The organism is Mycobacterium sp. 050272, from assembly GCF_039023525.1.
GTDB lineage: Bacteria > Actinomycetota > Actinomycetes > Mycobacteriales > Mycobacteriaceae > Mycobacterium.
In genome coordinates this window covers 820,962-833,826 of the sequence record NZ_JBCHKV010000001.1, presented here as the reverse complement: position 1 = coordinate 833,826, position 12,865 = coordinate 820,962, and the positions used below count along the sequence as shown (strand labels likewise).

Below are 12,865 nucleotides of genomic sequence, written 5' to 3'. Positions count from 1 at the left end.
TTACTCGACGCCGATGGTGACTTCGGTCGACTTGATGAAAACCGTCGCGGGCTGACCGACCTTGAGACCGAGGTCGATCGCGGCGTCCTTGGTGACCGAGGAGGTGACGATGTGCTCGCCACCGTCGAGTTTGACCTTCACGACCGCCATCACCGATCCGAGTTCAACCTCGATGATGGTGCCCTTGAGCTGGTTTCGAGTGGATAGCCGCATGCGACGAGGTTAGCTGCTAGTGGCGAGGGCCCAGCAGCGCGATGCACGCGTCGACGGCCGGTTCGACAATCTCGCGGACGGCCTGGCCGTCTTCGACGGCGAGCGCGGTCAATTCGCGCAACCCGCCGAGCAAGATCACGGCCAGCGGCGCGGTCAGTGGCGGCAGTTCGGCGCGCCGGAACCCGGGGCTGGCGCTGAGGTCGATCAACAAGTCGGACAACAGCTGTAGGCCACGGCGCTGGACCGGTCGACCGACGGGTCCCAGCGACGGCAGCTCACGAATCCAGCTCAACGTAATCGCCGGCCGCGCTTCGATATAGGCGACGTAGGCCTCGACGGCTTGGCGGATCTGGTCGTGCCAGTCGGTCTCGGGATCGACGGAATCGGCGATGCGCTCGCCGAGCTTTTCGATGTCGGCGGCCAATAGCTCGAGGAAACACTCTTCCTTGCTGGCGAATTGGTCGTAGAACGTGCGCTTGGACGTGCGCGCGTGGCGCACCACGTCGGCGACGGTGCTGGCGCGATAGCCGCGTTCGCCGATCGAGGTGGCAAGACCGTCGAGCAGCCGGAGCCGGAAAGGATCTTGAACAACCGCGACCTCAACCGCGTCTGTCACCGTCGTCGCGGATGGCATGGTCGGCGGCCCTTTCGGTGTTCACTCCCTTGTCAGGTTCGGTACCACAGAGTACCGTACGGGGATAGATCTGTGGTACACCGCGGTACCAACCCCCGGACTGGGGCAGATGTTGGGAGACGTAGCGCCATGAGCGAAGTAGTCACCGCCGCACCGCCGGCCTGCGCAGTCAGACTGCCACCCGCAGTGCGGGCGCCAAAGATCGTGCAGGGCTTGGGCTTTGCGATTTCGCGACGACTGATGATGCAGCGACTGTCACGCCGCTACGGCAGTGTGGTCGCGCTGAAGCTGCCGATGTGGGGGCGCGTGATCGCGGTCAGTGACCCGCAGCTGGCCAAACAGATCTTCACCACCAGCCCAGACGAGCTCGGCAACATCCAGCCCAATCTGAGCAGATTCTTCGGCTCCGGCTCGGTCTTCGGACTCGAGGGCGACGAGCACCGCCGCCGTCGGCGGTTGCTCGCGCCGCCGTTCCACGGCAAGAGCATGAAGAACTACGAGAACATCATCGAAGAAGAGACACTGCGCGAGTCCGCCGAGTGGCCGGAAGGCCAGGCGTTCGCGACGCTGCCGCCGATGATGCGAATCACGCTCAACGCCATCCTGCGTGCGGTTTTCGGTGCCGATGGCGCCGAGCTCGACGAGCTACGAGGGCTCATCCCGCCGTGGGTCACGCTGGGCTCGCGCCTGGCCGCATTGCCGAAGCCCAAGCGCGACTATGGCCGGTTCAGCCCATGGCACCGGCTGGATGAATGGCGGCGGCAGTACGACAACGTCATCGAGAAGCTGATCGCGGCGGAGCGGGCTGACCCGGACTTCGCCGATCGGGCCGATGTGCTCGCGCTGCTGCTGCGCAGCAGCTACGAAGATGGTTCGACCATGTCGCACAAGGAGATTGGAGACGAGCTCCTGGCCCTGTTGGCGGCGGGGCACGAGACCACCGCGTCGACGCTGGCGTGGGCATTCGAACGAATCAGCCGGCATCCGCAGCTGCTGGCGCAGCTCGTCGACGAGGCTGACGGCGACGGCAATGAGCTGCGGCAGGCGACGATCCTGGAGGTTCAGCGGTCCAGGACCGTGATCGATTTCGCGGGCCGTCACGTCTACCCGCAGACGTATCAACTGGGTGAGTGGGCGATTCCCCGCGGCTATTCGATCATCGTCGGCATCGCGCAGATACACGACAATCCGGAGGTATTCCCCGATCCCGGGCGCTTCGACCCGCAGCGGTTCATCGGAACCAAACCGTCGGCGCTGTCCTGGATTCCATTCGGCGGCGGCACCCGCCGCTGTGTCGGGGCGGCCTTCGCCAACATGGAGATGGACGTCGTGCTTCGAACGGTGTTGCGCCACTTCACCATTGAGACCACGGACGCCCCGGGCGAGCGCTGGCATTCCCGCGGAGTCGCGTTCATCCCGAAGGGCGGCGGCCGGGTTGTGCTGCAGCGACGCTAGGCGGACGCGCGACGAGGCAGCTTCCAGCCCGGGCGGATGTAGTGGCAGGTGTATCCGCTGGGGTAGCGCTCCAGGTAGTCCTGGTGTTCGGGCTCGGCCTCCCAGAAGTCGCCGGCGGGACTGACCTCGGTCACGACCTTGCCGGGCCATAGCCCCGAGGCCTCGACGTCGGCGATGGTGTCCAGCGCGACCTGCTTCTGCTCGTCGTCGACGTAGAAGATCGCCGACCGGTAGCTGGTGCCGCGGTCGTTACCCTGCCGGTTTTTCGTTGTCGGATCGTGGATTTGGAAGAAGAACTCCAGCAGCGTGCGGTAGTCGGTGGCGGTCGGGTCGTAGACGATCTCGATGGCCTCGGCATGCGAGCCGTGGTTGCGGTAGGTCGCGTTGGGTACATTCGGGTCGCCGGTGTAGCCGACGCGGGTCGAGACCACGCCGGGTTGTTTGCGGATCAGGTCCTGCATGCCCCAGAAGCAGCCGCCAGCGAGAATCGCCTTTTGCGTGTCGGTCATGTCATTGCCTCATTTCGTTCGGGCCGAATGGCCGCAATCTCCCTCCGATTATCCTGATGTTCTCGACCGCGTACACCCGCGAGGCGAAGCCCTCGACAAACCACGGTAGAACGTGTTCTAGTTTTCGCGTGAACAGCCCGCAATTCTCCCGGAGCGAACTCGTCGACGCCTTCGCCACATTCGAAGCGACCGTCGATGCGGCCGCGCAATCCCATGATTGGGACGCCTGGGTCCAGCACTACACACCCGACGTTCTGTACATCGAACACGCGGCGGGCACGATGCGCGGACGCGACGAGGTCCGGGAATGGATCAGCCGGACCATGGGCAGCTTTCCGGGCAGTCACATGGTGGCGTTCCCCTCGCTGTGGCACGTCATCGACGAGCCCACGGGCCGCGTCATCATGGAGCTCGACAACCCGATGCGCGATCCGGGCGACGGCACCGTCATCGGGGAGACCAACATTTCGATCATCACCTACGCCGGCGATGGCCTGTGGCGACAGCAGGAAGACATCTACAACCCGCTGCGCTTCGTGCAGGCCACGCTGAAGTGGTGCCGTAAGGCGGCCGAACTCGGCACCCTCGACGAAGCGGGTGCGCAATTCGTGGCTCAGTACGGCGGCGCGCAGTGAGTGCCAAACCGAAACTTGTCATCGGCGCCAACGGTTTTCTCGGCTCGCATGTGACCCGCCAACTCGTCGGCGACGGTGCGCAGGTGCGGGTGATGGTGCGCGAAGGCGCGAACACCCGCTCCATCGACGACCTCGACGTCACCCGCTTTCACGGCGACGTCTTCGACACCGCCACGCTGCGCGAGGCGATGGACGGCGTCGACGACGTGTACTACTGCGTCGTCGACACCCGCGCGTGGCTGCGGGACCCGGCGCCGCTGTTCCGCACCAATGTCGAGGGATTGCGCAACGTTCTCGATGTCGCTAAGGACGCCAACCTGCGCCGGTTCATCTTCACCAGCACCTACGCGACCGTGGGCCGACGGCACGGTCACGTGGCGACCGAAGACGACATGATCGCCTCGCGCGGGCTGACGCCCTACGTGCAATCTCGGGTTCAGGCCGAAAACCTGGTGATGCGCTACGTCGCCGACGCCGGGTTGCCGGCCGTCGCGATGTGTGTGTCCACCACCTACGGCGACGGCGACTGGGGCGGGACCCCGCATGGCGCCTTCATCGCGGGCGCGGTCTTCGGCAAACTGCCGTTCCTCATGAACGGCATTCAGCTCGAAGTCGTCGGCGTCGACGACGCCGCCCGGGCCATGATCCTGGCCGCCGAGCACGGCCGCATCGGGGAGCGCTACCTGGTTTCCGAGAAGATGATGGCGCTCAACGATTCGATCCGGATCGCGGCCGACGAGGCCGGCGTCGCGCCGCCGCGGCGGGCGATCTCGGTCCCGATGCTCTACGCACTTGCGGCGGCCGGCACCGTGAAGGCCAAGCTCACCGGTACCGACGCCCAACTCAGCCTCACGTCGGTGCGGATGATGCGTGCCGAAGCGCCGGTGGACAGCAGCAAGGCGCGCCGCGAGCTGGGCTGGCAGCCGCGCCCGGTCGAGGAATCGATTCGCCAGGCCGCCCGGTTCTGGGCCGCGATGCGCACCCCTCGAACGGTCGCCCAACCAGAATAGGCTCGGTCGAATGGACCGGATTCGCGTCGATCTGAACGGGCCCCCGCAGACGATGCTGGCGACGCTGTACGCCAAAGCGCTGGACGCCGATGCACCCAACTCGATCCTGAGCGATCACTACGCCAAGGCCGCCGTGGACCGCATCGAATACGACTGGGCCGCAACGACCATCGACGCGCGCCGCGCTCCGTCGGTCGCGGTTCGCACCGCGCATTTCGACAACTGGGCCCGCCAGTTTCTGGCCGTGCACCCCGAAGCCGTCGTGCTGCATGTGGGCTGCGGCCTGGACTCCCGGGTGTACCGGCTGGATCCGGGCCCGGGTGTGCGGTGGTACGACATCGACTACCCCGACGTGATCAGCCTGCGCGAACGCGTCTACCCGCAGCGGGCCAACTGCCGGATGCTGGCCGCCTCGGTCACCGAACCGGCGTGGCTGCAGGAGATACTCCCCGACCGTCCGGTGCTGTTCCTCGGCGAAGGCCTGACCATGTATCTGACCAAATACGACGGGCTAGCGCTGCTGCGCCGCGTCGTCGAGCGGTTCGCATCCGGTGAGTTGCAGTTCGACGCGTTCAACACGTTCGGCATTCGCACCCAGTGGATCAACGCGGTGGTCCGGCGCTCCGGCTCGAAGCTGCACTGGGGCATCGACGGGCCCAGCGACATCGTCGACGCGGTTCCCGGGGTGCGCGTGCTGGCCTGGGAATCGGTCTTCGACAGCGATACGTTCGACCTGGTTTCACCGTATGTGCGCTGGATAGGCAGGGCGATGGCAGCGGTTCCGGCGTTGCGCTACATGTCGCAATACCATCGCTACGCGTTCGGGCCGGTCGATGCGGGGAAGTCTTGACCGCCTGACGGTGTTGCACCGATACGTCTGAGGAGGAACAGCATGGCCCACAAAGAAATCCTGGAACCCAACGCGGGGCACCCGATCACCATCAGCCCGACCAAGGGACGTGTCCAGGTTCGCGTCAACGGCGAGCTCGTCGCCGACACCACTGCGGCCCTCGAGTTGCGGGAAGCGACAATCCCTGGGGTGCAATACATTCCGCTGGCCGACGTGGCACAGGACCGGTTGACCCGCACCGAAACCGTCAGCTACTGCCCGTTCAAGGGCGACGCCAGCTACTACGCCGTCACGACCTCGGCGGGCGACACCGTCGAGGATGTGATCTGGACCTACGAGCAGCCGTACCCCGCGGTCGCCGAGATCGCCGGGCACGTCGCGTTTTACCCCAACAAGGCCGACATCAGCGTCACCGCCGAATAGGTCACCCGCCCAGCAGCTTGGGGTAGGCACGGGTGTCGCTGTACTCGCGCATCGAGACGATCAGCCCGTCACTGGTCTCGAAGATGCACACGAACGGTGTGTCGTATTGCTCGCCGTTGGAATTGGTGCCGGTGGCATACGCCTCTACGACGACCGTTTCTCCTTCGTTGATGCAGCGAAGCAAATCGATGGTGAGTTCGACGGACTGCTTGCGCCGGTCGGTCACGCGGCGCAGGGCTTCCTTGTCGTAGGTCTCCCGGGTGAACAGGCTCCAGTAGCTGAAGTCGTCGCTGAGCAACGCGAAACCCTCGTCGAGGTCGCCGCCTTCGCTCAGACTCTGGAGGAACATCCAGGCCAGCTCGGCGTTGGGAGCATCGAACGGCGTCATCACATCGCAATAGTGTCGTGGCAGGTAGTGGGCGGTCAATCAGAGTGGAAATCCGGAGTCGTCGGTGACGAGCACGCGAACGGTGACGCTTCCCGGGGCGGTCAGCTTCGGGCCCACCCTCGCGCCGCTTCGCCGCGGTCCCCGGGACCCCTGTTTTCGCCTCCCGGGTGATGCCACCATCTGGCGCACCAGCCTGCTGCCCAGCGGGCCGGTCACCGCGCGCATCAGCCGCGCGGCCGCCGACGCCGCGCGCTGCGAGGCCTGGGGTGACGGTGCCGAGGAGTTTCTCGAGCGGCTACCCGCACTGCTGGGTGCCGACGACGACGCCTCGGGCTTCGCGCCGGCACACCCGACGGTTGCCGCAGCGCACAAGCGCGTCCCGCACCTGCGCCTGGGCCGTACCGGGCAGGTGCTGGAAGCGCTGATCCCGGCGATCATCGAGCAGCGGGTGCCGGGCGCCGACGCGTTCTCCTCCTGGCGGAAGCTGGTGTCCAAGTACGGCACGGTGGCACCCGGACCGGCGCCGGCCGGCATGCGCGTGCCGCCGTCGGCCGAGGTCTGGCGAAGCATCCCGTCATGGGAATTCCATCGCGCTAACGTCGATCCGCGCCGGGCCCGGACCGTCGTGACGTGTGCGCGCCGGGCGGCCTCGCTGGAACGGCTGGCGTCACGGCCGGCGGCGCAGGTGCGCGAAGCGCTGACGTCGCTGCCGGGAGTCGGGGAGTGGACGGCCGCCGAGACCGCGCAACGGGCGTTCGGCGATGCCGATGCCGTCTCGGTCGGGGATTACCACGTTCCGAAGATGATCGGCTGGACGTTGGTGGGCCACCCGGTCGACGACGAGGGCATGCTCGAGCTGCTGGAGCCGATGCGGCCACACCGCCACCGGGTGGTCTGCGTGCTCTATGCCAGCGGACTGGCCTACGAGCCGCGACGCGGCGCACGACTGCCGGTCCAGCAAATCCATGCGCTCTGACCAGCCGGTGTTTTCGAGCCGGGTCATCGGGTACTCGTCGTGAAATTGCCGGTACGACACGCAGGGAGCGATCGATGACGCAGTTCACCATTCCGGGATTGACCGAAAAGCAGGGTGCCCGGTTGGCCGAGTTGTTGCAGAAGCAACTGAGTACGTACAACGATCTGCACTTGACGCTGAAGCATGTTCACTGGAATGTCGTGGGCCCCAACTTCATTGGTGTGCACGAGATGATCGATCCCCAAGTCGATGCGGTGCGTGCTTTCGCCGATGACGTCGCCGAACGTATTGCGGCCCTTGGTGCTTCCCCGGAAGGAACTCCGGGCGCCATCATCCGGGACCGGTCATGGGACGACTATTCGGTTGGTCGCGACACCGTCCAGGCGCACCTGGCGGCGCTGGACCTCGTCTACAACGGCGTGATCGAAGACATCCGCGAAGCCATCGACGAGACAGAGGAACTCGACCAGGTCACCCAGGGCATGTTGATCGGTCAGGCTGGACAACTGGAGAAGTTCCAGTGGTTTGTCCGTGCGCATCTGGAGAGCGCGGGCGGCACGCTGACTCACGAGGGCAAGAAGACCGAAAAGGGTGCGGCCGACACCGCGCGACGGAAGAAGTCGTAGGGCAGCTACTCGGGCGCGGCCTTGGGCGCGCGCTCGGCTTCGGCGGCCTCGCGGTTGAGGCGCTGTGCCTCGTAGATCGTGACGTTGGTGCGCGACATCAGCAACGACGCGATACCCACCGCGATGATGGCTCCAGGCACCACCGAGAACGAGCCGGTCATCTCCGCGACCATGATCATGATGGCCAGCGGTGCCCGGGCGACGCTGCCGAAGCAGCTCATCATGCCGACCACGACGAAGATGCCCGGCCCATTGGGTATGCCGGGCGCAGCGGCTAGCTCGCCGAGACGCCAGACGGCGGCGCCGACGAAGGCGCCGATCACGATGCCGGGACCGAACAGTCCGCCGGATCCCCCAGTGCCGATCGACAGCGAGGTCGCGACGATCTTGGCCAGCGGCAGGACGAGGATGATCCAGAGCGGGATCTGTAGCAGGGCGGTGCGGTCGGCCGCCAGCTGAGCCCAGCCGTAGCCGCTGCTCAGAATCTCCGGGATCAGCAGGCCCAGCAGCCCGACCAGCAGGCCGCCCGCCGCGGGCTTGAGGACCGGCCCGCCCGGCAGCCGGCGGGTGAGCCGGACCGAGGCGTGAAAGATCCAGGCGTACAGGTAGCCGACCGCCGCCGCGACCAGACCGAGCACCACGAACCACAGCAGCGGCCACGACTTTTCGAACCGATACTCGGCGTCGATGTAGCCGAACAGCGGGTCGAACCCCAGGAATGCACCGAGCACCGCGTACGCCGTCCCCGAGGTGATGAATCCGGGCAACAGGCAGCGATAGTCGAAGTCGTCGCGGTAGGTGATCGAGGCGGCCAGCACCGCGCCGCCCAGTGGCGCGGCAAAGATCGCGCCGATACCCGCACCGATGCCCAGCGCGACCGCGATCCGACCGTCCTCGTCGGACAGGCCGAGGCGCCGGGTCAGCAGCGAGCAGAAGCCGGCCGAGATCTGTGCCGTCGGGCCCTCGCGGCCACCCGAACCGCCCGAGCCGATCGTCAACGCGCTGGCGACCATCTTCACCAGCACCGCCCGGAAGCGGATCGCGCGGGGATCGGTGTGCACCGCCTCGATGGCTTCGTCGGTGCCGTGCCCGGTGGCCTCCGGCGCGAGCTTGGCCACCAGCAAGGCCGACAGCAGCGCCCCGGCCGTCGTCACCAGTGGAATAGCCCATGGACGCGTGAAGCCGGCCGAACCGCGGCTGCCGCCCTCGCCCACCGGCGTCGGGATGCGGTAGTCGGCCAGATAGCCGAGCAGGAAATCGCCGGCGTATTTCAGGACCAGATAGAACACCACCGCACCCAAACCCGAGATGACGCCGATCGTGATGCCCAGCGCGAACCACTTGGGCAGGTAGCTCGCCTGTCTGATCGATGCTCCGAATCGCCCGCCGGCGGCCGCGGCAGGAGCGACAGCGGGCTGGGGCTCGTCCTCCGTCGGCTCCACCGCGCCATCCTATGACAGAGCGGAATAACCGGACTCCGGTCCGGTTATATGGGTAGTTCTCACTAAAGGAGGTTGATATGCCTGCCATCACCGCAGACACGTTGACATTGCCGCGGGTCGGCGCGGCCACCCCACAAGACACCGAACGCCCGGTCCGCTCGATCACCACCGGACCGCGCGGATACGAGGGCGAAGGGTTCCCTGTCGTCCGGGCATTCGCCGGCGTCAGCGCCGCCGCCCTGGACCCGTTCGTGCACATGGACCAGATGGGCGAGGTGGACTACGAGCCGGGAGAGCCGCGGGGTACCGACTGGCACCCGCACCGTGGCTTCGAAACCGTCACCTACCTGATCGACGGCAAGTTCGCGCACCAGGATTCCCACGGCGGTGGTGGGCTGATCACCGACGGCGCGACGCAGTGGATGACGGCAGGGTCCGGGATTCTGCACATCGAGACCCCGCCCGCCGAATTGGTCGAAAGTGGCGGGCTGTTCCACGGCATCCAGCTCTGGGTGAACTTGCCGAAGAAGGACAAGTTCGCGGCGCCCAGGTATCAGGCCATCGAAGGCGTCGACGCCAGGCTGCTGGCCTCCGACGACGGCGGGGCATTGGTCCGCATCATCGCCGGTGAGATCGACGGTCAGGGCGGCCCGGGCATCACCCACACGCCAATCACCTTGGCGCACGCCACAATTCAAAACGGGGCACGGCTCAATATTCCTTGGCGGCGGGATTTCAATGCGCTGGTTTATGTGTTGTCCGGCAGTGGGTCGGTCGGACCGGTCGGTCATCCGATTCGCGCACGCCAATTGCTCGTGCTCGGGCCCGGCGACCGGATCACGGTAGCGGCTGACTCGACTCAGGAATCGTCGTCGACCTCAGCAATTGATGTGTTACTGCTGGGCGGACAACCGATTCGGGAGCCGGTATTCCACTACGGGCCATTTGTGATGAACTCGCGCGCGGAATTGCTCCAAGCACTGGAGGACTACCAAGCGGGAAAGTTCGGCAACATTCCGCCAAATGCTTTAATGCCTACCCGAAGGGGTGGCACACTCTAACGGTGCCGTCCACGGCGAGGCGCCGGCCGGGCCGTCCACCCGCCGCGAAGGCAGACGAGACGCGCAAGAGAATCTTGCGCGCCGGCCGCTTGGTGTTCAGCGAACGTGGCTACGAGGGAGCCACGTTTCAGGCAATTGCGGTGCGCGCCGATCTCACCCGGCCAGCCATTAACCACTACTTTTCCAGCAAGCGGGTGCTGTATCGAGAGGTGCTGAGCGAAACCAGCGAACTCCTCTTCGGGGCCGGCATCGCACAGGCGGACCGCGAGACGACCCTGATGGCCCGGCTCACCGGGTTCATCTCGGCGGCCGTCGCGACAAATTCCGAGCATCCCGCGGCGTCGGCGTTTCTGATCGGTTCGATTCTGGAATCCCAGCGCCACCCCGAATTGAGCCAAGCAGAAAACGATGCGATAAGGATTTGTCGAGACTTCTTGACGCGTGTCATCAATGACGCAATCGAGCAGGGGGAGTTCGCTATCCCAGTCGATGCCAAAGCGTTGATCGAGACCCTTTTGGTGGTGCTGTGCGGCGCCGGGTTCTACGCCGGCTATGTCCAGAGCTACCAGGAGATGCAGGCCGTCACCGGCATGCTGGGCCAGTTGCTGGAGGGCGCGCTGTTCAAGGGACGGGACTGAGCCGGTTCGCGTGCGAGTGAGATCGCGCACAAAGCGTATAGGCTAACTAACTTTTCCGGGTAAGCTGGGCCGGAAATGACTGATCTCGACGACTCCTCCTCGTTGCAGCCGCCGCTTCCACCCTCGCTCCGGACCGCGGGGGATTCGTGGGCCATCACCGAGCTGGTCGGCGCCACCGCTTTGGGTGTCGCGGCCGCACGCGCCGCGGAGACCGCCGGATCCAACCCGCTGATTCGGGACGATTTCGCCCGGAAACTGGTCTCGCCGGCCGGACCGGCATGGGCCCGGTTGACCGACCCCGAGCTGGCCTGGCTGGACGGCGACGAGCAGGGCCAGCGAGGACATCGTCTCGGCATCGACTACCAGGCCGTCCGCACGCACTTCTTCGACGAGTACTTCGCCGACGCCACCCGCGACGGAATCCGGCAGGTAGTGATCCTGGCCGCCGGCCTGGACTCGCGGGCCTACCGGCTGGACTGGCCCGCCGAGACCACGGTCTACGAGATCGACCAGCCACAGGTGTTGGAGTACAAAGGCAAAATTCTGGAATCGCACCTGCCCACCGCCAGCCGGCGCGCGGTCGCGGTGGATCTGCGCGACGACTGGCCGGCGGCACTGACGGCGGCCGGATTCGACCGCACCCAGCCCACGGCATGGTTGGCCGAGGGCCTGTTGCCCTATCTGCCCAGCGATGCCCAGGACCGGCTCTTCGAGATGTTCACCGACCTCAGCGTGCCTGGTAGCCAGGTCGCCATCGAGGTGTTCGGCATGAACGCGAGCAGCAACACCAACCGCTGGCAGCGGATGCGGGACCGGCTCGGCCTGGACGTCAACGTGCAGGCGCTGACCTTTCACGAGCCCGACCGCTCCGACGCCGCCGAGTGGCTGACCCAGCACGGCTGGCAGGTGAACGTCGTCAGCAACCGCGACGAGATGGCCCGCCTGGGCCGCGCCGTCCCCGAAGACCTGGCCGACGATGCCGTCCGCAGCGCGCTGCTGCGTGCGCGCTTCGCCGGACCATCACACTGACCCGACCGCACAAGACCTGGAGCACAGCCGATGAGTTCACTTCGCACACATGACGACACCTGGGACATCAAAACCAGCGTCGGGAGCACCGCGGTCATGGTGGCCGCCGCCCGGGCCATCGAAACCGAGCAGCCCGACGCGCTGATCCACGACCCCTACGCCAGGCTGTTGGTGAACAACGCCGGGGCCGAGATCATCTGGGAGGCCATGCTCGACCCCGAGGTCGTCGCCAAGATCGAAGCCATCGACGAAGAATCCGCTGCTCGCATCCACCACATGCGCGGCTACCAGGCGGTGCGCACGCATTTCTTCGACGCGTACTTCGCCGACGCCGTCGCCGGTGGGATCCGCCAGGTCGTGATCCTGGCGTCGGGACTGGATTCGCGGGCCTACCGGCTGGACTGGCCGGCCGGCACCACCGTCTATGAGATCGACCAGCCTCAGGTGCTGGACTACAAGTCGGCCACGCTGGCCGAGAGCGGCGCCACCCCGTCCGCCGACCGTCGTGAGGTGGCCATCGACCTGCGCGAGGACTGGCCGGCCGCGCTGCGTGCCGCCGGCTTCGACCCGGCTCAGCGCACCGCCTGGCTGGCCGAGGGATTGCTGATGTACCTGCCCGCCGACGCGCAGGACAAGTTGTTCACCCAGATCGGTGAGCTGAGCCCGGCGGGCAGCCGCATCTCGGCCGAAACCGCACCTACGCACTCCGATGAGCGGCGTGAACAGATGCGCGAACGGTTCAAGAAGGTCGCCGACGAGATCGGCATCGAGCAAAGCGTCGACGTCGGCGAACTGATGTATCGCGACGAGAATCGCGCGGACGTCGCGCAGTGGCTCAACGGCCACGGCTGGCGCGCCACGTCGCAGAACTCGCTCGACGAGATGGAGCGCTTGGGCCGCAGGGTTGCCGGTGTCGAGCTGGACGACGACAAGGATTCGTTCTCCGATTTCGTGATCGGGGAGCGGTTGTAACCGG

The 12,865-nt window shown here is 66.2% G+C and carries 16 protein-coding genes; 11 read left to right on the top strand and 5 right to left on the bottom strand.

Going from position 1 to position 12,865, the window contains the following annotated elements; genetic code table 11:
* Complete coding sequence (locus AAHS21_RS04115; protein ID WP_342926394.1) at window positions 1-213, bottom strand: TOBE domain-containing protein; 213 nt, start codon at window positions 211-213, stop codon at window positions 1-3.
* A gap of 16 nt (window positions 214-229) precedes the next feature.
* On the bottom strand, window positions 230-847 hold the full coding sequence (locus AAHS21_RS04110; protein WP_342926393.1) for a helix-turn-helix domain-containing protein: 618 nt from the start codon (window positions 845-847) through the stop codon (window positions 230-232).
* 129 nt (window positions 848-976) lie between these two features.
* Between AAHS21_RS04110 and AAHS21_RS04105 the strand changes: the two genes are divergently transcribed.
* On the top strand, window positions 977-2,302 hold the full coding sequence (locus tag AAHS21_RS04105; RefSeq protein WP_342926392.1) for a cytochrome P450: 1,326 nt from the start codon (window positions 977-979) through the stop codon (window positions 2,300-2,302).
* Here the strand turns inward: AAHS21_RS04105 and msrA are convergent.
* Window positions 2,299-2,811, bottom strand: coding sequence for a peptide-methionine (S)-S-oxide reductase MsrA (msrA, locus tag AAHS21_RS04100; RefSeq protein WP_342926391.1), 513 nt, complete (start codon window positions 2,809-2,811; stop codon window positions 2,299-2,301). The two genes, AAHS21_RS04105 and msrA, sit on opposite strands and share 4 nt — an antisense overlap.
* A gap of 128 nt (window positions 2,812-2,939) precedes the next feature.
* On the opposite strand from msrA, the gene AAHS21_RS04095 reads away from it, so the two are divergent.
* Genes AAHS21_RS04095 through AAHS21_RS04080 form a run of 4 tightly spaced genes read left to right on the top strand, consistent with a single transcriptional unit; the run spans window position 2,940 to window position 5,729 of the window.
* Entirely contained in the window at window positions 2,940-3,446 is a 507-nt protein-coding gene (locus AAHS21_RS04095) for a nuclear transport factor 2 family protein (RefSeq protein WP_342926390.1), read from the top strand.
* Window positions 3,443-4,456: an NAD-dependent epimerase/dehydratase family protein gene (locus tag AAHS21_RS04090; protein ID WP_342926389.1), complete on the top strand. Its 1,014-nt coding sequence runs from the start codon at window positions 3,443-3,445 to the stop codon at window positions 4,454-4,456. The genes AAHS21_RS04095 and AAHS21_RS04090 overlap by 4 nt, the downstream gene beginning before the upstream one ends.
* Window positions 4,457-4,466: 10 nt before the next feature.
* Window positions 4,467-5,306: a class I SAM-dependent methyltransferase gene (locus AAHS21_RS04085; RefSeq protein ID WP_342926388.1), complete on the top strand. Its 840-nt coding sequence runs from the start codon at window positions 4,467-4,469 to the stop codon at window positions 5,304-5,306.
* Between the two features lie 42 nt (window positions 5,307-5,348).
* Window positions 5,349-5,729 carry a DUF427 domain-containing protein gene (locus AAHS21_RS04080; protein WP_096283717.1) on the top strand — a complete coding sequence of 127 codons (381 nt, stop codon included), beginning with the start codon at window positions 5,349-5,351 and terminating at the stop codon, window positions 5,727-5,729.
* A gap of 1 nt (window position 5,730) precedes the next feature.
* On the opposite strand, the gene AAHS21_RS04075 is transcribed toward AAHS21_RS04080, so the two are convergent.
* Window positions 5,731-6,120 (bottom strand): nuclear transport factor 2 family protein, encoded by a 390-nt coding sequence (locus tag AAHS21_RS04075; protein ID WP_342926387.1) that lies wholly within the window; start codon window positions 6,118-6,120, stop codon window positions 5,731-5,733.
* 61 nt (window positions 6,121-6,181) lie between these two features.
* On the opposite strand from AAHS21_RS04075, the gene AAHS21_RS04070 reads away from it, so the two are divergent.
* The gene (locus AAHS21_RS04070) at window positions 6,182-7,093 is read left to right on the top strand and encodes a DNA-3-methyladenine glycosylase 2 family protein (RefSeq protein ID WP_342926386.1); all 912 of its coding nucleotides are present in this window, start codon (window positions 6,182-6,184) and stop codon (window positions 7,091-7,093) included.
* Between the two features lie 74 nt (window positions 7,094-7,167).
* Window positions 7,168-7,719, top strand: coding sequence for a DNA starvation/stationary phase protection protein (locus tag AAHS21_RS04065; RefSeq protein ID WP_342926385.1), 552 nt, complete (start codon window positions 7,168-7,170; stop codon window positions 7,717-7,719).
* A 5-nt stretch (window positions 7,720-7,724) separates the two neighbouring features.
* On the opposite strand, the gene AAHS21_RS04060 is transcribed toward AAHS21_RS04065, so the two are convergent.
* Window positions 7,725-9,161, bottom strand: a complete 1,437-nt coding sequence (locus AAHS21_RS04060) for a chloride channel protein (RefSeq protein WP_342926384.1) — start codon at window positions 9,159-9,161, stop codon at window positions 7,725-7,727.
* Between the two features lie 77 nt (window positions 9,162-9,238).
* Between AAHS21_RS04060 and AAHS21_RS04055 the strand changes: the two genes are divergently transcribed.
* From AAHS21_RS04055 to AAHS21_RS04040, 4 genes are all read left to right on the top strand, one after another.
* A complete protein-coding gene (locus AAHS21_RS04055) occupies window positions 9,239-10,222 on the top strand; it encodes a pirin family protein (RefSeq protein WP_342926383.1) in 984 nt (327 codons plus the stop codon).
* Between the two features lie 2 nt (window positions 10,223-10,224).
* Window positions 10,225-10,860 carry a TetR/AcrR family transcriptional regulator gene (locus AAHS21_RS04050; RefSeq protein WP_342926382.1) on the top strand — a complete coding sequence of 212 codons (636 nt, stop codon included), beginning with the start codon at window positions 10,225-10,227 and terminating at the stop codon, window positions 10,858-10,860.
* Between the two features lie 75 nt (window positions 10,861-10,935).
* On the top strand, window positions 10,936-11,889 hold the full coding sequence (locus tag AAHS21_RS04045) for a class I SAM-dependent methyltransferase (RefSeq protein ID WP_342926381.1): 954 nt from the start codon (window positions 10,936-10,938) through the stop codon (window positions 11,887-11,889).
* A gap of 30 nt (window positions 11,890-11,919) precedes the next feature.
* The gene (locus tag AAHS21_RS04040; RefSeq protein ID WP_342926380.1) at window positions 11,920-12,861 is read left to right on the top strand and encodes a class I SAM-dependent methyltransferase; all 942 of its coding nucleotides are present in this window, start codon (window positions 11,920-11,922) and stop codon (window positions 12,859-12,861) included.
* Window positions 12,862-12,865: the final 4 nt, after the last annotated feature.

What these genes read in the sequence shown, in the direction of transcription:
- AAHS21_RS04040 (WP_342926380.1), top strand. Translation starts at nt 11,920, where the DNA reads ATGAGTTCACTTCGCACACATGACGACACCTGGGACATCAAAACCAGC.
- AAHS21_RS04080 (WP_096283717.1), top strand. Translation starts at nt 5,349, where the DNA reads ATGGCCCACAAAGAAATCCTGGAACCCAACGCGGGGCACCCGATCACC.
- AAHS21_RS04085 (WP_342926388.1), top strand. Translation starts at nt 4,467, where the DNA reads ATGGACCGGATTCGCGTCGATCTGAACGGGCCCCCGCAGACGATGCTG.
- AAHS21_RS04055 (WP_342926383.1), top strand. Translation starts at nt 9,239, where the DNA reads ATGCCTGCCATCACCGCAGACACGTTGACATTGCCGCGGGTCGGCGCG.
- msrA (WP_342926391.1), bottom strand. Translation starts at nt 2,811, where the DNA reads ATGACCGACACGCAAAAGGCGATTCTCGCTGGCGGCTGCTTCTGGGGC.
- AAHS21_RS04110 (WP_342926393.1), bottom strand. Translation starts at nt 847, where the DNA reads ATGCCATCCGCGACGACGGTGACAGACGCGGTTGAGGTCGCGGTTGTT.
- AAHS21_RS04065 (WP_342926385.1), top strand. Translation starts at nt 7,168, where the DNA reads ATGACGCAGTTCACCATTCCGGGATTGACCGAAAAGCAGGGTGCCCGG.
- AAHS21_RS04115 (WP_342926394.1), bottom strand. Translation starts at nt 213, where the DNA reads ATGCGGCTATCCACTCGAAACCAGCTCAAGGGCACCATCATCGAGGTT.
- AAHS21_RS04105 (WP_342926392.1), top strand. Translation starts at nt 977, where the DNA reads ATGAGCGAAGTAGTCACCGCCGCACCGCCGGCCTGCGCAGTCAGACTG.
- AAHS21_RS04045 (WP_342926381.1), top strand. Translation starts at nt 10,936, where the DNA reads ATGACTGATCTCGACGACTCCTCCTCGTTGCAGCCGCCGCTTCCACCC.